The sequence below is a fragment of the Photobacterium sp. WH24 genome (genome assembly GCF_019204055.1).
Classification (GTDB): domain Bacteria; phylum Pseudomonadota; class Gammaproteobacteria; order Enterobacterales; family Vibrionaceae; genus Photobacterium; species Photobacterium arenosum.
The window spans coordinates 41,867-62,437 of the sequence record NZ_JAGSOZ010000011.1; the positions used below are offsets into that span (position 1 = coordinate 41,867).

The following is a 20,571-nucleotide window of genomic DNA, read 5'->3' on the forward strand; positions in this document are numbered from 1 at the left end:
GTAGAACAGTAAGTCAGGTTCCTCAACTGCAGTTCTAAGACGTGGCAGCACAGAGACTACTGGCGAGGTTGGAAAGGATGGCTGGTCATCCATTCTGCCATAAAGTCGATAAAGGCTCTTACTTTTGGGGCCAGGTACTTGTGACGCGGATAGACAGCGTACATGGGAAGCGCTAATTCTGGCTTCCAGTCTGCTAACACCTGGGTTAACTGCTGAGTTTCTAATTCATCGTGGATCAGGTAGGTGGCCAGATAGGCGATACCTGCTCCTGCTTTTGTTGCTTCTAAAACAGCGGGCGCATTATTGATTCGGTAGCTGCCAGTGACCCTGACTGACTCTTTTACGCCTTCTTTTGAAAAGTCCCACTGGACATATTTTCGATCCCGGCTTTCATAGGTGATGCAATTGTGCTTGCGTAAATCAGCAGGAGTTTTGGGTTCGCTGTGCAGGGCGATATAGTCCGGAGAAGCGACAACGATGAATTCGCAATCGACAAGTTTTTTCGCAACCATGCCTTCAGGCGGGTGCTCGTGAATAGCCAGCCAGCAATCAAAGCCTTCTTCCAGCAGGTTAGGACGATGATCAAAAAGACTGATTTCCAGCTCAAGTTCAGGATGAGCTCGCTGAAAAGCGACCATTGCGGGGGTGATATTGGTGTTCCCAAATGACTGGGCGACACCTATTCTGAGTACGCCTTTTATTTCATTTCTGTACCCGGCAACCAAAGCCTCTGCTTCTTTTACGGTATCAAGCAGTTGCTGTCCAAATTCAGCATATTGCAAGCCAATATCTGTAAGGGCAACAGTGCGTGTGCTGCGCTGAACTAATTGACAACCCAGGCGTTCCTCAAGGAATCGAATTTGCTTGCTGACTTGTGATTTAGAAATGCCAAGGCGTTCAGCGGCACGTGTGAAGTTCTGTTCGTGACTGACAGTGGCCAGGATCACCATTTGTTGCAAATTTTCTAACATCAAGGGTTTACCTGTAATATTTCATACATAAAGAAGAGATAAAATTGTCATATTTAGTCTCACTGTTTGCTAGTGTAAACAATCACAATTTGATTCGGTAGTTATGATCCAAGATTCATTTAAAAGAAGATTAGTTTCTTCACTTGAACCCGTATTGCAGGTGTTCTGTTCATTTCTTGTTTTAGGGTTAGGCAGTTTTGGTGGGCCAGTTGCTCATATCGGCTATTTCCAGCGATCATTTGTACAGAAGAAACAGTGGCTCTCAGATTCTGAATTTTCTCAGGCGACGGCGCTATGCCAGTTCTTACCTGGACCTGCAAGCAGTCAGCTAGGCATGTTTATTGGGTATCGTAAGGCCGGTTATGTGGGCGCGTTGGCGGCATTTATCGGTTTTACTTTGCCCTCTGCAGCTTTGTTAACAGTGCTCGCCGTTCTGGAGAACAGAAACTACCAACCAGAATGGGTATATCAGGTTATTCAGGCGGCGAAACTGCTTGCGGTTGTGGTTGTCGCTGATGCTTTGTTCAGCATGATTAAGAAAAGCCTGACAGATAAACTGACCGTTTGTATTGCAGTATTAGCAGCAATCAGTGTCTTTTTTACTCATGGATTAAGCGGCCAGTTGTTACCGATACTGCTGGCTGCAGCCACGGGGTTCATCCTGTCCTTCATACAAAAAGAACCGACGGACAAAACGATGCCTCGATCTTCCCCGGGAAAGCCAGATTTCGTCATTCTTGCTGTTTTCCTGGTACTTTTGCTGGGGCTGCCATATCTGGCTGTTCTCTCAAAAGAGTGGGCAGTGTTTAACAATTTCTATCAGGCGGGCAGTTTTGTCTTCGGAGGAGGGCACGTCGTTCTTCCCTTACTGGAGCCTTTAGTCCAGCAATGGATTGATGCAAATACATTTCTGAGCGCTTATGCATCGGCGCAGCTTGTTCCAGGCCCAATGTTTACCATGGCGAGTTATCTGGGCGTAGCGACTTTACCTGAAACTCCTGTTTGGGGAAGTGTTCTGGCAACGCTGGCGATTTTTTTACCGGGCAGTTTGCTTCTTTTTGCCTTTTTACCGGCGTGGCAATCATTATTGCAACATCCCCGTTTACGTCTTTCAGTTAAAACAATTACAGCTTCTGTCGTCGGGTTGTTAGCGGCGGCTTGGGTCGACCCGGTTATTACATCTTCAATAACGAGCGGCTGGGACATATTGGTGATTGTTATCGGTTTCGGTTTACTGAAAAGACAGCTACCAGTATGGTGTCTGGCGATGATATTTATTGGCTATAGTTTTGTTATTTAACATTTTTTCTGAAGTCGCTGTGGATTTCATTATGATCCTTTAGTGCACTATAACTTATCTGTGCGCATTAAAATAAAAGCACTGATACAACACACATTGCACAGTGCTTTTATTACCTAAAGACCGGCTTATCAAATTTGAATCACCAGAGAATGATTCTTGATTTTGAGTTCTGGTCTGGCAGTTTTCAGAAGCGATTGCTTAAAGTCGTCTTCCTGGAGTTTGTAGACAGGTATCTTCAATAGATATTGTCCCACGATCTCAATGAGAGGAGAAAGTACCTGGCTACTGGCAAAGGGACCTAGCGTATTTGGGGTAATATCCAGAGATTCTACTTTCAAATTATTCAGGTAAACAGCCCCTTCACTTTTGTCGTAATAGGGGATCGCACTGAAGTTGACATTGATAGCCACTTTTTGCTGCGGTTGACCCTTGATACTGATATCTGCTTTAGATTTTGCTTCGAGATTAATACGATCCGATGCCGAACGACCGATGCCTACTTTGATGTCGTTAAACAGAACATGAGCCTGAACGAAGCCGCCAAACCCTACCTTTTGCTCTACACGTGCTTGTTTATCAAGGTAATTCTGTACTTCTTGTTCCGTAATACTATAACTGGCACAAGAAGTCAGTAAAACGACAGAAGCGAGGAAACACAGTTTTCTGAATATCATGATCTCTACACTGTTAACTGAATGGGTTAACCCAAATTATGAGTAAAATACAAATGTCTGCCAAGCAATTTGGCAGTAAGGATTTTTGCTTTATGGTTAGGATAGGGTGTCAGAGTTTTGTCAAATGCCGTGAAATGAGAAAAGCCTGGTATATTACCAGGCTTTATTGTTGTAAAAACAGTCAATTACGCTATTTCGGAAAATAACATCTCCAGGCTGTAATTCTCACGCTGAAGGGCATTTTTCAACTTATTCAACGAGCTTACCTGCAGTTGTCGGATTCGTTCACGGGTAAGACCCACTTCCTCTGCCACCTCCTGAAGAGTCTGCGCTTCATAGCCAAGTAACCCGAAGCGACGACACAGTATTTCTCTGTCTCGTTCATTCAGGCTCTTCAGCATAGTCAGAGCGAGAGCATGGATGTCTGATTGATCCATCGAGGCATCCGGAGCGGTCATGTTGGTATCAGCGATGAAAGCAGCGATGGAATTTGAGTTGCTGTCGTCCGACAAAGATTGATCGATAGAAACCACAGGTGTGTCGTAGGACAGGACTTCTGAAATTTCATCTACAGATTTTTGCATTTTTTCAGCAACCTGCTCGTGAGTAGGCTCCTGATTACTGTTTTTCATCAGCTGTTTGTGCGTACGAAGTATGGTATTGATTTCCTTTGATACGTGAACAGGTAAGCGGATGGTTCTTCCCTGGTTGTGGATCGCACGTTCAATGGTTTGCTTAATCCACCAAGTAGCGTACGTCGAAAAACGGAACCCACGTTCAGGATCAAATTTTTCAACAGCAGTAATTAAACCAATATTGCCTTCATCAATTAAGTCGCTAAGCTGCATCGTGCTGCCGCGATATTTCTTAGCGATACTGACCACCAAACGCAAATTACTCTCAATCATGACAGATTTTGCGTGTGGGTCGCCAGCCAGACTTTTACGACTGTATTGAACTTCTTCTTCTTTACTGAGTAGTGATTTATGCGAGATTTCCTGCAAATACAAATGAATAACATCAGTATCAAAGCTACTTACTTCCTGTGTATTGACATCCATATCTGGTCCCCTCTACAAGGTTTGAGCAAGCTAACTATTTTTTCGTGTTTTTATTGCAGTACCAGAAAACACTAACACACAGATGTTACACAATCTATTCACAGGAAACACAAAGTTGCCATAAAGGTATACTTATTTGTTATTAGGCGATTTGAATTTCATCGCTTTTGTTCTTAAAAGGAATAATTAACCTGAGTGTCAATATTCATTCCCGTCGCTAATTTCAGCACGAGATGCGAAATTCTTGATTTTTTATGAAATTTGATGCTTTATATTCTCTTACGCTCGGTGTGATTTCAGTCGTTAATCAGATAAAATTACCCCTGATTAACCTTTGTTTTGTTATGGTCTTCTTGTAAAAAATCAAGTGCTCACAACTTTAAGGTGAAGATAAAAATGGAGTTTCAAACACTTTTACTTTTTGCTCTGGCCTCAATCAGCCTTAACTTAGTACCGGGGCCAGATGTTATCTATATTGTGTCGAACGCTATGCGTGGAAAGATGCAATTAGGCATTCAAGCGGCTCTGGGACTAGGAATAGGGTATTTGGGACATACGCTGGCTGCTGTGCTTGGGCTTTCAACGATTATACTCAGCTCAGCTTTTTTATTTAGCGTAATAAAATACTTAGGGGCAGCGTATTTACTCTATTTGGGTATTTCGTCGATTAGAAACAGTATCCGTGGTAAGAGTCAACTGACAGCTTCCGCACCAGTAAAATCAACATCGAATGTGTTTATGCAAGGCGTGATTGTTAGCGTTCTGAATCCTAAAGTTGCCTTGTTTTTTCTGTCTTTTCTGCCTCAATTTATTGATGTCAGCGCTGGCCAGGTCACAATACAACTTTTGACCCTTGGCTTACTGTTCAGTGTTTTAGCCACTTGTATTAACTTACTTTACGCCATGTTGGGTAGTTTTGTTTTTGGTAACCCTAAAATGTCAGGTTATGCGAAAGCGATTGAGGGTGTTTCTGGTGGTTTACTGGTTGCCTTAAGTGCCAAAGTGGCACTGACGCAGCGTTGATCAATCCTGAATATTAAGGTGGGAAGATGTTAAAGAAAGGATACTGTGTCGTTCTGACCACTTTTTCAGATGATAAGGTGGGTGAGGCAATTATCCATTCTCTGCTGAACAAACATCTGGCTGCCTGCGTTCAGGTGCAGAGTATTGACAGTTATTACCACTGGAAAGGCAAAATCCAGTCTGACAAAGAAAAACTGGTTGTCATTAAAACAACTCAAGACAGGTATTCAGAAGTCGAAGCCGATATCCTGGCGAATCATAACTATGAAACGCCGGAAATCATTTGCCTACCCATTGAAGCCGGTTATCAGGCCTATCTCGATTGGGTGCGCGTAGAGACGCACCCTTGAGCTGATCACATTCACATCGAGCGATAATTGGGCCCGCTACCGCCTTCTGGTGGGGTCCAGATAATATTCTGGGACGGATCTTTTATATCGCATGTTTTACAATGAATGCAGTTTCCGGCATTGATTTGAAATCGTTTCTGTCCGTTATTTTCTACAATTTCATACACGCCCGCCGGACAGTATCGCTGGCTAGGCTCGGCATACTTGTCCAGGTGCATTTTTATCGGCAACTCTTTATCTTGCAGTATCAAGTGGCATGGCTGGTTTTCATCATGTTTAACAGTTGATAGAAAAACAGATGAAGTTCGGTCAAAACTGAGTTTTCCGTCCGGTTTAGGGTATAAAAGCGGTTCAGTCTGATTGGTCATTTTCAGGGTTTGATAGTCTTGTTTATCATCCCGAAATGAAAACAGGCTTTTTTTCAGAATATTAAATTCTAACGTTGCGATGGCTCCACCAACTAATGTGCCTAAGCGATGCACCTGAGAGGTGAAGTTTCTGGCTTCAAAGAGCTCCTCTTTCAGCCATGAGTCCTCGAACAGCGAAGAATAATCGGGTGATGTGTGCGAGTGGTTAACGGCTAGCTCCGAAAAAACCGCCTCAGCAGCGAGCATGCCAGATTTCATTGCAGTATGAGAGCCTTTGATTTTTGCACTGTTTAGCGTCCCAGCATCACACCCAATCAGTAATCCGCCAGGAAAGCTTTGCTCTGGCAGGGCATGCAGTCCGCCCTTTGTAATAGCACGTGCCCCGTAAGAAATACGCTCCCCGCCGTTTAACACAGAGGCGAAAGCCGGATGGTGTTTCATTTGCTGAAACTCATCAAAAGGGCTGAGATAAGGGTGCTGATAATTCAGGTCGATCACTAATCCGACAGACACAAGGTTATCGCCAATATGGTACATAAAGCCCCCACCTGAGGTTTGGGTCTGGCTGAGTGGCCAACCGGAAGTATGTACGACAAGCCCAGCCCGGTGTTGTTCTGCCGGAATTTCCCACAGTTCTTTAAAGCCAATTGCGTAATGCTGGGGCGCTTTATCTTTATCCAGTTCGAAACGATCTATGACGGCTTTTCCTAAGTGCCCGCGAGAACCTTCAGCAACAAGCGTATATTTTGCTTCAAGTAAGATACCTGGCTGAAAACCTGGTTTTTCATTACCTTGCTTGTCGCGTCCCATATCAGTCGTCATGATCCCAGCCACGGCACCAGAGTCGTTAAAAAATAATTCAGCTGCAGCAAATCCCGGAAAAATGGATACTCCCAGCGCTTCTGCCTGTTGAGCCAGCCAGCGACATAATTCGCCCAGACTGATAATGAAGTTCCCATCATTCTGAAGGGGGGAAGGAACAAGTACTGAAGGGATACAGAACTGATTGTACTGATTGGAGAGCCAATACACCTTATCATCCTGAACCCGGGTATAAAGTGGTGCCTCGCGGCTTTGCCAATCAGGAAACAACTCATTTAATGGTCTGGGTTCAAACAAGGCGCCGGATATGATGTGCGAGCCAACTTCCGCCCCTTTTTCGATCACACAAACCGATAACTCCTTTCCACTCTCCTTAGCCAGTTGCATCAGCCGACATGCCGCTGACAACCCCGCTGGACCGGCTCCGACAATGATCACATCAAACGCCATGCTTTCTCTTTCCATGCCCCATGTCCCTTTGTATTAAGACTATGAGTAACTGTAGTCCAGTTGACGTAAACGTAAACCCGAACCACACTCAATGCAAAAGACATCTCTCGGCTTTTGAATGCCCGATTGGGAACTTTTCAATCAGGTATCTTGCCGTACTTCTTCATTAACATATTGATTTGCAAAGGAGCCGCCAGTGAAAGTGTTAGTCGCAATCAAAAGGGTGATAGACCCGTATGTGAAGATTCGTGTTAAATCCGACGGCTCAGGCGTTGAACAGCATAATGTTAAAATGGCCATTAATCCTTTTTGCGAAATTGCCATAGAAGAAGCGGTTCGCATGAAAGAAGCCGGCTCGGCCAGTGAGGTGGTTGTAGTCAGCGTGGGTGAAACGAGCTGCCAGGAACAGCTCCGTACTGCTTTGGCACTTGGCGCAGACAGAGCAATTCACATTGATAGTGCCGCACAAGCTGAGCCTCTGAATATTGCACGCATTCTTCACGCCCTTGTAAAAATTGAATCGCCTGATCTAGTGATTATGGGCAAGCAGTCAATTGATTCAGATAACAATCAAGTCGCTCAAATGTTAGCCGCCATGTCTGGCTTTCCTCAGGGGACTTTTGCCTCAAAGATTGAAGTAGATAACGGTTTCATCAAAGTAACACGAGAAATTGATGGCGGTTTGGAAACCGTCAAGTTACGGCTGCCTGCGGTAGTCAGTACAGATCTCCGGTTGAATGAGCCCAGATATGCCTCATTACCCAATATCATGAAAGCGAAGCAAAAACCGTTAGATGTTATCAGCTTGGATGGTCTTGGTGTGACGCTGTCACAAAACCAGGAATTACTGGCAGTTTCATCACCACCTGCTCGCCAGGGGGGCACAAAAGTAAGTTCAGTCTCTGAATTGGTTGATAAACTAAAAAATGAAGCCAAGGTGATCTCATGAGTGTACTTATCATTGCAGAACACGACAATCATACGTTGTCACCTGAAACATCCAAGGTGATAACTGCAAGTCAGTCACTGGAGAGCGACTGTCAGGTATTGGTAGCGGGTTATCAATGCCAGGCTGTTGCAGAGCAAGCCGCTGGCATTGCGGGTGTGAGTAAAGTACTTCTGGCCGATCATCCTGTGTACACGCATTGGCTGGCTGAAAATATGTCAGCGGTTATCGCCGAACTATCAGCCGATTATTCTCACTTACTGATGGCAGCAACGACAACCGGAAAAAACATATTACCGCGTGTTGCCGGTCTTCTGGATGTTGGATTACTGGCCGATGTCGTCAGCATCGAGTCTGCCGATACCGTAATCCGACCGATATATGCAGGGAATGCACTAGCCAAAGTGAAGTCGCTAGATAGTAAAAAGCTGATTACTGTGCGTGCTTCAGCATTTACCTCTTCAGCAACAAGCGGGGCAGCGGCCCCAATTGTCGAACTAGAAAAAGTGATCGAATCACCGAACTCTGAATATGTGTCCAGTGAAATTACGCAAAGTAGCCGCCCAGAATTGCCAGCTGCGCGTGTGGTGGTTTCCGGTGGCCGGGGGCTTGGAGATAAAGCACATTTCGCAATGATAGAAACGCTGGCGGATAAACTTGGCGGCGCTGTGGGGGCTTCCCGAGCGGCTGTCGATGCGGGCTTTGTGTCAAACGATCTGCAAGTTGGGCAGACCGGTAAAATTGTTGCGCCAGAGCTGTATATTGCTGTTGGTATTTCAGGAGCAATACAGCACTTGGCTGGGATGAAAGATGCGAAAGTGATTGTCGCCATCAACAAAGATCCTGATGCTCCAATCTTTGATATCGCTGACTATGGGTTAGTCGGTGACTTGTTTGAGATCTTACCTGAACTCATCGAAAAGCTTTAATGTGAAGGGTCAGAAGTGCGCCCAGACAGTCTGAGCGCATTTCTTTAACGCATACGAAAAACGTCAGTTTGCTTATCACTTTGCACTTCCGCAAAACTGCGGACGAACGGACCTTGTGCCAATATACGAGGCGACAATGTTTGAATACGCTGCTTCGCTTCTTGTTTAGTGGCAAAATCGCCATAAATAACAGCGTACCAGCTCTTACCTAAACTATGTTTCCAGTTAACCCAAATTGGATCCTGCCCTGGGATTTCCCGCAGATAACCGCGAATATCTCTTTCTTCACTCAGAGCCAGCACCTGAATAGTGTAACGATTAGGGTCTAAATGCCCATACGCTTCTTCTGTTGTCATTTTTCCGACGCACTGCCCAGTGTGATACTGCTGGTCAGGCTGTAAAGCACAGCCACTGAGCACGACCAGTGCTAAAATCATGATGATTTTTCGCATTTTCATTCTCCAATTCCAATCCCTGTCACCAACAGGCGGCCAGTTTAGCAATAAGATAAACTGGTGATCGGATAAATCCCTAAATTAGCGTTGAGTTTGTTGTTTTTTAAAGCAGACTTGCCCGTTTTTTTGCAAATATGTAGCAGCATGAGTGCTATGAGCGCAAGAATACCATGGTACTGTATATAAAAACAGTCCCATCAACATCGCTTCAGTGTAAGACAAAGATTTATACATTTTATTTCGGTATTTCAGTGCATTAGAAACACTCTGAACTTTTCAGAGCCATGCCGCATTTTTTCTCTGTTCAGTACGCCAATAACCTTTTATACTGTTTTTATATACAGTATAAGTTGAGAGGGTAACAATGGCTGTATTACCTTTGTTTATTGAATCTGTTCGGTGCGGCTTTCCCTCACCAGCTGAAGGGCATGAAGAATCACTGGAACTGATGGATTATCTCATTCGCCATCCCAATGCCACTTTTGTACTGAAAGCGTCTGGCGAGTCTATGACGGGGGCCGGCATTTACGATGGCGATTTATTAGTTGTGGACCGTGCTGAAGCTGTGCTGCCGGGCCGGATTGTCATTGCCCGTATCTTCGATGAGTTCACGTGTAAGCGTCTCATTCGACATAACAATACCTGGTGGTTAAAAGCTGAAAACCCGGCGATGAAGCCATTTCCTATGCCGGAGGACTCTGAAATTTTTGGCGTGGTTACACGTAATATTCATAACTTGCTGGAGCGCTAATGACTCAAACAGTATCAGGAAACAAGGATCAGGTTTGGGCGCTGGTTGATGTTCAGAGTTTTTATACAGCCTGCGAGCAATTATTTGACCCCAAACTAGCAAACAAGCCTGTTGTGGTGCTTTCAAATAACGATGGCTGCTGTGTTGCTATTAATGCACAAGCAAAAGCGGCAGGGATAAAACGTGGGGCAGTATGGTACAAAATTGAGCGAGAAGCTAAACACGCAGGTGTTGAGGTACGCAGTTCAAATTACAGTCTGTATGCTGATATGAGCCAGCGTTTTATCGACGAGTTGAGGCAGTTTTCTCCTCAGGTTGAGCAATACTCTATTGATGAAGCGTTTATACGCTTAGACGGTTTGGCAACTGAAACACTGACAAGTTATGGAAAAAGTATTGTAGAAGCAATCAGTAACAGGCTTGGTTTAGCTGTTCGTGTTGGCATTGGTACTTCACCGACATTGGCGAAACTTGCAAACAATGCAGCCAAACGCTACGAAAACAGAGTGCATGGCGTGCTTCATATTCAAACAGAACGGCAAAGACAGTGGTTGCTGGAAAGAATGGATGTTCAGGAAGTGTGGGGGATTGGAACACGATTGGCCACCCGACTGAAAACCTGTGGTATAACAACAGCGTGGCAATTAGCAAATCAGGATGTTGCGTTTATGCGTCAACTCTGGAATGTAGGCCTAACTCGTACAGTATTAGAGCTCCAGGGAATCAGTTGCATTGATCCAGGAGATATTGATGTAACGAAAAAACAAATTCTCTCGAGCCGGAGCTTTGGTGTCGATATTACGGATCAACAAGAATTACAATCAGCTCTTGCTTTCCATTGCCATCGTGCAGGTGAAAAACTAAGAAAACAGGGGAGTCAAGCGTCCTCTGTTGGGGTTTATATACGAACAAATCGCTATAAACAGTTACCTCAACACAATAAAAGCAGTATGGAATCCTTGGTTTGTCCGACTCAGGATACACAAAAACTGATCATTTCTGCACAAGCGCAGCTGGCTAAAATGTATCGTCCTGGTTATTCATATCAAAAAATTGGCGTCATGCTGAATGAGCTTAGCCCTGTGAGTCAGAACAAACTCCAGCTAGACATGTTTAGCGGAGATGCGCTGCAAGAAAGCAAACGCCGTGATCTCATGCTCATCACCGACAGGCTCAATACGCGCTATAAGAATGGCCTTAAACCGGCATCCGTTATCGCAACCAGCAATTGGCACATGCGGCAAGCCTTCCGATCCAACCGATGGACAACTATGCTGGACGAAATACCAGTGGCAAAGTGTTAAGCATCATTTGTAGTGCTGGTATAACCTTGCTTAATCAACGTCATAGGCCATGACAGAGGCAATAGAAATATCACGGGCAGTGATAAGTTAACTCGACATTTATACTTTGCAGAAAATAGACACTTTAGCTTTGCGTCTACAACCTTAGTGCGCATAACATAGATTATGTTAAATTAAAGGTGTGAGAGTCTAACTCATTGGGCTCTCTGCTCCCTTCTATATGACGGCCTCGCCAGACAGGTTCACGCAATTTAACCATAACGCTGATTTACCATAAAATAGGTAATTCACACTTGTATTTAAGTCCTGCTGCAAATTGTCAGTTTGCCTGGCCCTTCAATGTCAGGTGGAATTACCTAAGACCGACGAACGCCAATGTGTTCGTCGGGATCTCTTAAAGTGCGCAGGCAATCTTGTCGGCGTGTATACGTTGTGAATTCAGGTTGCGCTGATTAGATCCTGGTTGGCTGCTGAAACCAGGATTGCCAGACTGATGTAAGTCTCTCAGCCACCGGCTAATTTTACCGTGTGTCCCTTTTTCTCAAGGGTGGTTTTGATGAGATCGCGTTTATCACCCTGAATTTCTATGGTTCCATCTTTTACAGAACCGCCGCAGCCACAGACTTTTTTTAACTCAGCGGCCAAAAGCTTGAGCTCAGCATCATTCATATCCAACCCTGTGACAATACAGACTCCCTTTCCTTTACGGCCTTTTGTCTGGCGCTGAATTCGTACCACGCCATCGCCTTTCAGACGTTCCGGGACTGTTTTCTCTTCTTTAATTCTGCCTGCATCTGTTGAATAGACTAATCGGCTGTTATCACTCATGAAATTGACCCCAATAACTGCTTTAAAAGTGTGACCTGGCCATCAGGTTGAATATAGAAGCTTGCGACCAGGCTAAGCCCGAATATTATCAATAAATAGGCCTCTAACGGAAACGCATATGATTCATAACGTAGTTTTTGACTTTGGTGCTGTGCTGTTTGATTGGAACCCGCACAAAATCGTCTCTACTTTCACTCAGTCAACTTACGAACAAGACATACTGCTGACACATGTACTTCAGCACCCTGACTGGTTGGCTTTGGATCGCGGTACAATGTTGATGGCCGAGGTTATCCCTAAATTTGCTGCTCGTACCGGTTTTCCAGAGGCAAGAATGGAAGATTTCATCGATCACATTCAAAACAGCCTGACTGTGATAGATGCGTCGAAAAACTTACTTGAAGACTTACTGGAACAAGATTTTAACCTGTACTATCTCACGAACATGAGTAGCGCCTTTTTCGACACGCTCAACGATAAGCATGATTTCATTTCATTATTCAATGGTGGTCTGGTTTCTGCTAAAGAGCTATTGATGAAGCCAGAACCTGAAATATTCCAATCACTTATGTTAAAATACGCGTTTAGTCCAGAAGATACGTATTTTATCGATGACAATGAAGACAATGTGCTTGCGGCCAGAAAGTTGGGCATAACAGCCATTCGTTTTTCACCCACACCTGCTTGTTATCAACAGATTCGCTCAGCATTGAGACTAAAGGTTGATTAGCTGAACCTAAGCTTACCTCATCAGACCTTTAACTTTAAGCTGAACAAACATACGTAACTTATGTTTATAGTGATCATATTTACGATTGGCACTTTTTTGGAGGTTCCGTGAAAAAAGCATTGATTCCGTTAATGTTAGTTGTATTTGCATTTAACAGCCCCTCTTCCTTGGCTGACAGTCGACCTCTCGAAAAAAAATCCATTGTTGGTCAGGTTGAAACTATCAATGTCCAGGATTTGGAACTCGAATATAAAGCCCGAATTGATACTGGCGCGAACACGTCTTCGATCAATGCTTACGATATCCGTATATTAGGTGATAAAAGCGAGGATATGCGTGAAAATCTAGGCAATATGGTGGAATTCAAGACAAAAAATGAAAAAGGTGAAACAACCACCCACAAAGCCAAAATAGTTAAAGTCAGTAAAATCCGTAATGCTCAAGGTGTTGAACGCCGTTATGCAGTAAAAATGGATTTAAGCTGGAACGGTGAGCATAAACAAGTCACAGTAAACTTGCGAAACCGTAGTAAGCTGGAATACAAACTGTTGCTCGGCAGAAACTGGCTGATGGGCGACTATTTGGTTGATGTAGAAAAGTCAGATGAGGACGACTAACCTTCCGTTTTGGCGAACTATTTAATGTTTGTTACATGCCGTCTTGTTTATGAGGCGGCTTAGTATATAGTATTTTTTATCAATAAATAAGTTATAGTGCATTAAATGAAGAAAATTCCTCCCATTGCTGATGAAAATAAGAAAAAAGACAGTATCAAGGTCTTCACACTCCCTATAGAAGATATTGAAATCTGGGAAGTTTTAACGCATAAGCAGTATTCACCAAACACATTGCTTGCTTTCAAAAATGACTGGAATAACTTCCTTCAATACTGCCTGGACAAACAGGCCATTCCTTTGCCGGCAACGGTGAAAACGGTACATAACTTTATTGATACGATGGCCAAGAAACGCAAGCTGGCAAGTCTTAAGCGTTACATTGTCACAATCGGGCTGGTTCACCGCTGTCATGCCCTCCCCGATCCTTGCCGTCATACTGAAGTCAGGCTGGTACTGAATAAATATTGTGTAGAAAAAAAAGACGACTATAAAAACGCGAACGCCTTCAGAGATGATCACTTGCAACAGCTGGTTGATGTTTTCTCACTCTCTACCAAACCCAAAGACATTCGCGATCTGGCGATTTGGGCTGTCATGTTTGAAGCAATGCTCAAGCGAAGTGAACTGGTAGCACTGACCATTGAAAATATCTCGATTGACGCGTCTGGACTTATCAGTCTGCATATCCAGGATCACACAATTGCATTGAGTACCATTGCATCTCGTAGTATGCAGCGTTGGCTAACGGTAGGCATGATTGAATCAGGTGTTGTCTTTCGAAGAATTGATCGACATGGCAATATTGGCGAGCAACCGCTTGACCACTCATCCATCTACCGGGTGTTTCGCCGTGCCGGTGAAGAGCTCGGGCTCAGTCAGGACAATATTTTTTCAGGCCAGTCGCCCAGAGTAGGCGCCGCCAAAGATTTATCCGATGCTGGCGTATCCATTCCGGACATCCAATCCCAGGGCCGCTGGAAGAGCCCTGCAATGCCGGCACAGTATGTAGGCCATAAAGATAAACACGATACGGAAATTGCGAAATACGTGAAGAAAAAAGATTGGGAAAAGTAGTGTCGATTTAAGCGCCCGGACCGGATGCCCACTGAGGTTGAACGACAGCATGGACAGGTTGAGTGATTCGTTCGAACAAGCCTTCCAAAGGAGCCATAATGCCAAAGTAACCCGCCTGATTCGCTTCGACCCACTCTTTAAGGTTAATGCCTTCCCAACAGATTTCGAATCCGGCATTGAGGGCCAGAATTTCAAAGAAAATACGTTGGACGCGCCCATTCCCTTCCCTGAACGGGTGTATGACATTCAATTCACAGTAATAATGGGCAATGCGGCGAATAAAATGATCAAAGTCCAGCCCACAAAGATGTGACTCATCAGCCAGTGAAGCAAAAAGACGAGTCGCCTCTCTTTCAATATTCCTGGCATGACAAAAACGACTCTGGCCTTTGGTGATGTCAACACCTCGTATGTCACCGGCCCAGGGATATAAATCCTGAAACAGAGTGAAATGTATTTGTCTCAGATAGGCTAAATCAAATCGGTCAAACTCAGGTACAAAGTGCTCTGCCCGGACCCGTGTGAAATCCCGCTCAGCCAGAGCGAGCTCTTCTTCATCGTTGATATTCAGTAAGTTGATAAGAACAGCCGAACCGGGGTAGCAATCAGGATCCTGCTGAACACCATATTTATCTCGCATAATGCTTCTTTAACCGAGCGATTTGTTCATATTCGGACACGGGTGGTTCATGTGGCGACTCTGTACCTGGCGCCCCATCTAATTCAAAGCCCTCCAGCTTTAAACTGGCTCTGTAGTTCTTGTTCTGCATAGCTTTAAAACGCGCAGCTTTCTGTTTGTTCGTCAGCATAGGGTTCTTTTTCAGTCTCATCGTCAGTATTGCAGCCAATGAAAAAAACGCCAGTCAGGCTGGCGTTTTTAAAACTGTAAAATCACTGGTTGAATGGATGAACAGCACTTTTGATAGCTTTCTCAAGATAAGCCGTAAACGTGTGTCCATGATGAGCCAGCATCTGAGGAAACATAGATATCGGTGTCATGCCAGGGAAAGTATTGATTTCATTAAGAAGAATGTCACCCTCTTCACTCAGGAAGAAATCAATCCGTGACAGATCTTTTAACTTCATATGGACAAACGCTTTTCTGGCATAACTGCGAATGGCTTCAATCTGTTCGTCTGTAATACCAGACGCTTCAACAGAGGTGGTCGAATGGCTTTCTGTGCTGTATTTTTCTTCGTAGGTGTAGAATTTACCATCCGGACAGGTCACTTCCCCTGGCTTGGTGACAATCAACTCATCGCCATACTGATAAGCAGCGACTTCTAACTCTCTGGGCTTGATGGCTTTTTCAACCAAAACCTGTTCTGAAAAGGTAAACGCCTTGTTCAGCGATTCGATCAGGCTTTCCTGATCTGTCGCTTTATAACAGCCCACTGATGACCCTTGGCAGGCCGCTTTAACAAAAACACATCCCCAACGGGCTAATGCATCTTGGGCAGTACGTAACGATTCTTCGTCTTGCTCGCTGAGAAACACATAAGGTGTGTTAGGGATACCCAGCGCATCAAACCACAATTTGGTCGTGATCTTGTTGAAACAATTTGTGCTGGCCTGAGGGCCACAACCGAAGTAAGGCACAGCGGCTATTTCAAGTAAAGATTGCAAATCGCCTGTTTCTCCGGGGTAGCCGTGGACACACGGAATGACGTAATCAACGGGGAGCTTCTCACCAGATTCAGACTGGATACTGCGATCCAGGTTCAACTGCCAGCGCTGGCCTTCTCTGTCAAACCAGCCGTCTTTTTGCATTTCTATGCGGATATAGCGAATGCCATCAATCGCCTGTAGGTTTTGTTCTATGAAATTGGCAGAAACCAAAGACACTTCGTGTTCTGCGCTGCCGCCGCCACAAAGAAGTAAAACGTGAATTGGATTCATCTTGATCCCTTGTAAAACGTAACCTGCCGATCATGGCAGGCCGAAATTTGTTTGTACCACCGGGTTTCATCTGTTCTGAAGGATGATATTACGAAGTGCCCCCGGCAGCCTTCAGGGCATCAACTATTGCATCTTATCTACCAGGCATCAAGCCATTGGCCTGATTCCCTGCCGTGAAAGCGGTCAACGATGCAAAAAATAAGCTCTTCCAGGGAAGAGCTTATCGGGAGGATTAATGTATCTTGGTCAGCTTAGGCTCAGGTGACTGATGAATCTTGGCCAGACTACGAACAAAGGGGCCGAACGAACGGATCTCTGCAGGCAAATCTTTGATGGCAGCCTGGGCTTCCTGAACAGTATCAAAGTGTCCGTAAAGTAAAGTGTACCAAGGCTTTTCGTGGAAAGTTTTCTGATTCACCCACACCGGTTGCTGTCCTGGCAACTTAGCAATGTATGAGGCAAAACCACTATTTTTACTTACACCCAGCACCTGAACAGTGAATCCCGATACAGGTTCCGTCACATATTCATAGCTGGCTTTCGCCGTTTGTGACTCATTGTTCTTCGAAGCTGCCGCGACAGAGCCAGCCATTGGCTCAGGCTCTGCGATTAGAGCCACGGATGTTCCCTCAGCCGCTGCTGGTGCGTCTACGGGGGCAATCTCCTGATCAAGTGGGACAACTTCATCTGTGATTGCTATATCAACAGGGTTCAGCGGTGGAATCGGTTCATTTAACTGCTCAACCGCCATCGGTTCAGCCGTTGCTCCCTGTTCTACGGCCATTGCCGCTTGTTCCTGCTCATCCAATGTTGGAACCACAGTGCCATTCATTGTCTGACGCTCATTATCTAGCGCACAGCCTGTTAAAGCTGATGTAATTGCAACCATTAAGGCAATTTTTTTCATTATCATCGTGCCTGATCAAATTTGTCTTTAAAAAGATTTTGCACCCCGACCTGATGCCAATCAAGCCTGCATCACTCTGTATGCGATAGAATTGGCGTTATGTCACAGGTTCAACGTTATATCAATAATAGATTGATTTTTTATGTGAATTCCAGTTTTAAATAAAATTGTGCAATATAAAAATACAAAGAATGAAGCGCAGCACCTTCTTCTTTTTCAAACAATGTCGAATGGGTTCCATTACACTCACAGCAGTGAATAATCAGCAGCTCAATCATACAACCAAGCTAAGAAAAATGATTGTCTGTCGTTGAGTGTTAATTCTTTACGAAATACTGAGAGAAAATGCCATGAAAGGACTCGAGTCACTACTGAAGCCACGTTCTGTCGCCATTATCGGCGCATCGGATAACCCCAAGCGTGCCGGTTATGTGGTTATCAAAAACCTGCTGTCCGCTAACTTTCATGGGCCCATCATGCCAGTGACCCCCAAATATGACGCAGTTGCAGGGGTATTAGCCTATCCAGACATCGAGAGTCTGCCTCGTGTTCCAGATCTGGCTGTTTTATGTACCAATAGTGTCAGAAACGTCAGTATTATCGATCAATTAGGCCGCAAAGGCGTCAAACTGGCCGTAGTATTAGCGGCAGGAATGAACGCAGAGCCCGACAGTGACAGTGTCACAGAAGATGTGCGCATGTATGAAACCGCCAGACAATACGGAATGCGACTTATCGGGCCAAACAGCATGGGGATGATCTTACCCTGGCATAATCTCAATGCGTCTTTCTCACCGGTTTCCGCCAACAAAGGCAATATTGCTTTCATTTCACAGTCTGCGGCAGTCTGTACCACGATTCTGGACTGGGCCAAGAACAAGAATATTGGCTTTTCGACCTTTATATCGTTGGGAGATACCTGCGATATTGGTTTTGATGAACTGTTAGATACCTTGTGCCGTGACAGCAAAACACAGGCTATCTTGCTGTATATCGACTCAATACGTGATGCCAGACGCTTCATGTCAGCTGCACGAGCAGCGGCTCGGACCCGGCGAATACTGGTGCTGAAAAGTGGCCGGACAAAAATTGGCAGTGCTGCTGCCCATCTTCACACAGGAGGAGAAATCGGTCTGGATGCTGTCTATGATGCCGCCATCAAACGCTCGGGGATGCTGCGGGTGCATAATACCCATGATCTGTTTGCGGCAGTGGAAACACTGGCTCACGCTGTGCCTTTGCGAGGCGAACGTTTAGCAATACTAACCAATGGTGGCGGGCCTGCGATTATGGCCGTTGATGCCCTCAGTGAACGTGGCGGAAAGCTCGCGACACTAAGCCAGGAGACTATCGCTAAACTTTCTGCTGTATTGCCGGCCTGCTGGTCTCAATCTAACCCGATTGATATCGTCGGGGATGCCGATATCGCTCGTTATGAGGCGGCAACCAAGATTCTGTTAGACAGCGACGATTTCGATGCCCTGCTCATTATGCACTCTCCTTCTGCCATTGCACCGAGCAAAGAGACCGCTGAGCACATGGTCAAAGTATTGCAACAGCACCCCCGTACCCTGCATTTCAACATCCTCAGTAACTGGGCCGGAGAAAATCAGGCGTTGAAAGCCAGGCAGGTTTTCACACAGTCCGGCTTTCCAGCGTACCGAACACCGGAAAGTGCTGTCACCGCCTTCATGCACCTGGTGGAGTACCGGCGCAATCAGAAACAGCTGATGGAAACCCCGTCCTCATTCGGTGAGACCCAGAGCAACCCGGGGTTGGTTCATCAATTATTGGATCAGTTACTCGATCAGAAAATCTATCATCTGGAAACGCACGAAGTACGCCCTGTGCTGGAAAGCTATGGTTTTCATACTCTGCCGACCTGGATTGCGTCAGAGCCCGCTGAAGCCGCACATATTGCCGAGCAGATTGGCTATCCGGTTGCCGTCAAATTGCGCTCCCCTGATATTCGCCATAAATCAGAAGTACATGGTGTCATGCTGCATCTGCGAACGGCAGCAGAGGTTGCCAATGCCTCTCAGGCGATTCTAGATCGTGTTTCCTACAACTTCCCGAAAGCCCGTATTGACGGCTTGCTGGTGCAGCGCATGGCCAACCGTTCCGGTGCACAGGAATTACGCATTGCTGTTCACACCGATCCCGTGTTCGGGCCTGTTATTCTTATTGGTGATGAAGCCGCAGAGTGGGATATCCATCGTGATGCCGCCGTTGCTATTCCACCACTTAATATGGCGCTGGCGCGATACCTTGTCATCAATGCCCTGAAAACAGGAAAAATTAAACAGCGCAGTTTGCCGGATCGATTGGACATCCCTGCACTCTGCAAACTACTGGTTAAGCTTTCACAGCTGATCATTGATTGCCCGGAAATCATTGAACTGGATATACACCCCTTACTGGCAGCGGGTGAAGACATGACAGTGATCGATGCTTCCATGACCATTCACCCCTTTAATGGTGACACACAACAAAGGCTGGCTATTCGGCCTTACCCAAAAGAGCTGGAAATTTACACTTCACTGAAAGACGGTTCGCCGATATTACTTCGCCCGATTCGCCCGGAAGATGAACCCGGCCACAAAGCTTTCATTGCGCAGGTTTCACATGATGACCTGTACAGCCGTTTTTTCTCTGAAGTCGGTGAATTCAATCATGAAGCATTGGCGAATCTCACTCAGATTGATTACGACCGTGAAATGGCCTTTATTGCGGTGCGGCTTGCGCCTGATTCACACACCGAAACCGACATTATTGGTGTCAGTCGTGCGGTCTCCGATCCTACCAACGAAGAAGCGGAGTTTGCGGTGTTGGTTCGCTCTGATCTCAAAGGGCAAGGGCTGGGGAGCATCTTGCTCAATACCATAATTCAATATTGTAAGCAGCGGGGTTTACAGCGGTTGACCGGGATAACCATGCCCAATAACCAGGGAATGCTGTCACTTGCCAGAAAGAGTGGCTTTCAGGTAGAGATTCATTTTGAAGACAAAACGGCGGAGCTTCTGTTGACGTTACAAGAACACAGCCAGTCTGACCACGGTTAAATAATCACCACTGCCATAGTTGGTGGTTTAGAAGTGACAATAAAAAG

The 20,571-nt window shown here is 45.4% G+C and carries 21 protein-coding genes; 11 read left to right on the forward strand and 10 right to left on the reverse strand.

The window, feature by feature from the left end:
* Positions 1–56: 56 nt before the first annotated feature.
* Positions 57–971, reverse strand: coding sequence for a LysR family transcriptional regulator (locus tag KCG43_RS14170; RefSeq protein WP_218385724.1), 915 nt, complete (start codon positions 969–971; stop codon positions 57–59).
* Positions 972–1,074: 103 nt separating this feature from the next.
* Here KCG43_RS14170 and chrA point away from each other — a divergent pair, with 103 nt between their 5' ends.
* Positions 1,075–2,271 (forward strand): chromate efflux transporter, encoded by a 1,197-nt coding sequence (chrA, locus tag KCG43_RS14175; RefSeq protein ID WP_218385726.1) that lies wholly within the window; start codon positions 1,075–1,077, stop codon positions 2,269–2,271.
* A gap of 131 nt (positions 2,272–2,402) precedes the next feature.
* On the opposite strand, the gene KCG43_RS14180 is transcribed toward chrA, so the two are convergent.
* Positions 2,403–2,948, reverse strand: coding sequence for a DUF1439 domain-containing protein (locus KCG43_RS14180; protein WP_192013768.1), 546 nt, complete (start codon positions 2,946–2,948; stop codon positions 2,403–2,405).
* A gap of 185 nt (positions 2,949–3,133) precedes the next feature.
* Positions 3,134–4,009: an RNA polymerase sigma factor RpoS gene (gene rpoS, locus KCG43_RS14185; protein WP_192013767.1), complete on the reverse strand. Its 876-nt coding sequence runs from the start codon at positions 4,007–4,009 to the stop codon at positions 3,134–3,136.
* A 396-nt stretch (positions 4,010–4,405) separates the two neighbouring features.
* Between rpoS and KCG43_RS14190 the strand changes: the two genes are divergently transcribed.
* Together KCG43_RS14190 and cutA are read left to right on the forward strand one after the other, a co-directional pair.
* A complete protein-coding gene (locus KCG43_RS14190) occupies positions 4,406–5,032 on the forward strand; it encodes a LysE family translocator (protein WP_192013765.1) in 627 nt (208 codons plus the stop codon).
* Between the two features lie 26 nt (positions 5,033–5,058).
* Positions 5,059–5,382 (forward strand): divalent-cation tolerance protein CutA, encoded by a 324-nt coding sequence (cutA, locus tag KCG43_RS14195; protein WP_192013763.1) that lies wholly within the window; start codon positions 5,059–5,061, stop codon positions 5,380–5,382.
* Positions 5,383–5,393: 11 nt separating this feature from the next.
* Here cutA and KCG43_RS14200 read toward each other — a convergent pair whose 3' ends face one another.
* Positions 5,394–7,037 carry an electron transfer flavoprotein-ubiquinone oxidoreductase gene (locus KCG43_RS14200; protein WP_218385729.1) on the reverse strand — a complete coding sequence of 548 codons (1,644 nt, stop codon included), beginning with the start codon at positions 7,035–7,037 and terminating at the stop codon, positions 5,394–5,396.
* 181 nt (positions 7,038–7,218) lie between these two features.
* Here KCG43_RS14200 and KCG43_RS14205 point away from each other — a divergent pair, with 181 nt between their 5' ends.
* Both KCG43_RS14205 and KCG43_RS14210 read left to right on the forward strand, forming a co-directional pair.
* Complete coding sequence (locus KCG43_RS14205; protein ID WP_218385733.1) at positions 7,219–7,971, forward strand: electron transfer flavoprotein subunit beta/FixA family protein; 753 nt, start codon at positions 7,219–7,221, stop codon at positions 7,969–7,971.
* The gene (locus KCG43_RS14210; protein WP_192013760.1) at positions 7,968–8,897 is read left to right on the forward strand and encodes an electron transfer flavoprotein subunit alpha/FixB family protein; all 930 of its coding nucleotides are present in this window, start codon (positions 7,968–7,970) and stop codon (positions 8,895–8,897) included. The genes KCG43_RS14205 and KCG43_RS14210 overlap by 4 nt, the downstream gene beginning before the upstream one ends.
* A 44-nt stretch (positions 8,898–8,941) precedes the next feature.
* Here the strand turns inward: KCG43_RS14210 and KCG43_RS14215 are convergent, their stop codons facing one another.
* A complete protein-coding gene (locus KCG43_RS14215) occupies positions 8,942–9,349 on the reverse strand; it encodes an SPOR domain-containing protein (protein WP_192013759.1) in 408 nt (135 codons plus the stop codon).
* Between the two features lie 367 nt (positions 9,350–9,716).
* Here KCG43_RS14215 and KCG43_RS14220 point away from each other — a divergent pair, with 367 nt between their 5' ends.
* Both KCG43_RS14220 and KCG43_RS14225 read left to right on the forward strand, forming a co-directional pair.
* Positions 9,717–10,103: a LexA family transcriptional regulator gene (locus KCG43_RS14220; RefSeq protein ID WP_027251321.1), complete on the forward strand. Its 387-nt coding sequence runs from the start codon at positions 9,717–9,719 to the stop codon at positions 10,101–10,103.
* Complete coding sequence (locus tag KCG43_RS14225) at positions 10,103–11,407, forward strand: Y-family DNA polymerase (protein ID WP_218385736.1); 1,305 nt, start codon at positions 10,103–10,105, stop codon at positions 11,405–11,407. The genes KCG43_RS14220 and KCG43_RS14225 overlap by 1 nt, the downstream gene beginning before the upstream one ends.
* 504 nt (positions 11,408–11,911) lie before the next feature.
* Here the strand turns inward: KCG43_RS14225 and yciH are convergent.
* Positions 11,912–12,235, reverse strand: a complete 324-nt coding sequence (gene yciH / locus KCG43_RS14230; protein ID WP_192013757.1) for a stress response translation initiation inhibitor YciH — start codon at positions 12,233–12,235, stop codon at positions 11,912–11,914.
* A gap of 118 nt (positions 12,236–12,353) precedes the next feature.
* Between yciH and KCG43_RS14235 the strand changes: the two genes are divergently transcribed.
* From KCG43_RS14235 to KCG43_RS14245, 3 genes are all read left to right on the forward strand, one after another.
* Entirely contained in the window at positions 12,354–12,965 is a 612-nt protein-coding gene (locus KCG43_RS14235) for an HAD family phosphatase (protein WP_218385739.1), read from the forward strand.
* A gap of 107 nt (positions 12,966–13,072) precedes the next feature.
* The gene (locus KCG43_RS14240) at positions 13,073–13,582 is read left to right on the forward strand and encodes a RimK/LysX family protein (protein ID WP_237795535.1); all 510 of its coding nucleotides are present in this window, start codon (positions 13,073–13,075) and stop codon (positions 13,580–13,582) included.
* A gap of 105 nt (positions 13,583–13,687) precedes the next feature.
* Positions 13,688–14,656 (forward strand): tyrosine-type recombinase/integrase, encoded by a 969-nt coding sequence (locus KCG43_RS14245; protein WP_218385743.1) that lies wholly within the window; start codon positions 13,688–13,690, stop codon positions 14,654–14,656.
* Positions 14,657–14,663: 7 nt separating this feature from the next.
* On the opposite strand, the gene KCG43_RS14250 is transcribed toward KCG43_RS14245, so the two are convergent.
* The 4 genes from KCG43_RS14250 to KCG43_RS14265 all read right to left on the reverse strand — a co-directional run bounded on the left by KCG43_RS14250 (position 14,664) and on the right by KCG43_RS14265 (position 17,462).
* Positions 14,664–15,296: a putative adenosine monophosphate-protein transferase Fic gene (locus KCG43_RS14250; RefSeq protein WP_192013752.1), complete on the reverse strand. Its 633-nt coding sequence runs from the start codon at positions 15,294–15,296 to the stop codon at positions 14,664–14,666.
* Complete coding sequence (locus KCG43_RS21535) at positions 15,286–15,486, reverse strand: YhfG family protein (RefSeq protein ID WP_370630696.1); 201 nt, start codon at positions 15,484–15,486, stop codon at positions 15,286–15,288. The genes KCG43_RS14250 and KCG43_RS21535 overlap by 11 nt, the downstream gene beginning before the upstream one ends.
* A 61-nt stretch (positions 15,487–15,547) precedes the next feature.
* On the reverse strand, positions 15,548–16,555 hold the full coding sequence (locus tag KCG43_RS14260) for a D-alanine--D-alanine ligase (RefSeq protein ID WP_192013748.1): 1,008 nt from the start codon (positions 16,553–16,555) through the stop codon (positions 15,548–15,550).
* 232 nt (positions 16,556–16,787) lie between these two features.
* Complete coding sequence (locus KCG43_RS14265) at positions 16,788–17,462, reverse strand: SPOR domain-containing protein (protein WP_218385746.1); 675 nt, start codon at positions 17,460–17,462, stop codon at positions 16,788–16,790.
* A gap of 350 nt (positions 17,463–17,812) precedes the next feature.
* Here KCG43_RS14265 and KCG43_RS14270 point away from each other — a divergent pair, with 350 nt between their 5' ends.
* A complete protein-coding gene (locus KCG43_RS14270; protein WP_218385747.1) occupies positions 17,813–20,524 on the forward strand; it encodes a bifunctional acetate--CoA ligase family protein/GNAT family N-acetyltransferase in 2,712 nt (903 codons plus the stop codon).
* The last annotated feature ends 47 nt before the right edge of the window (positions 20,525–20,571 follow it).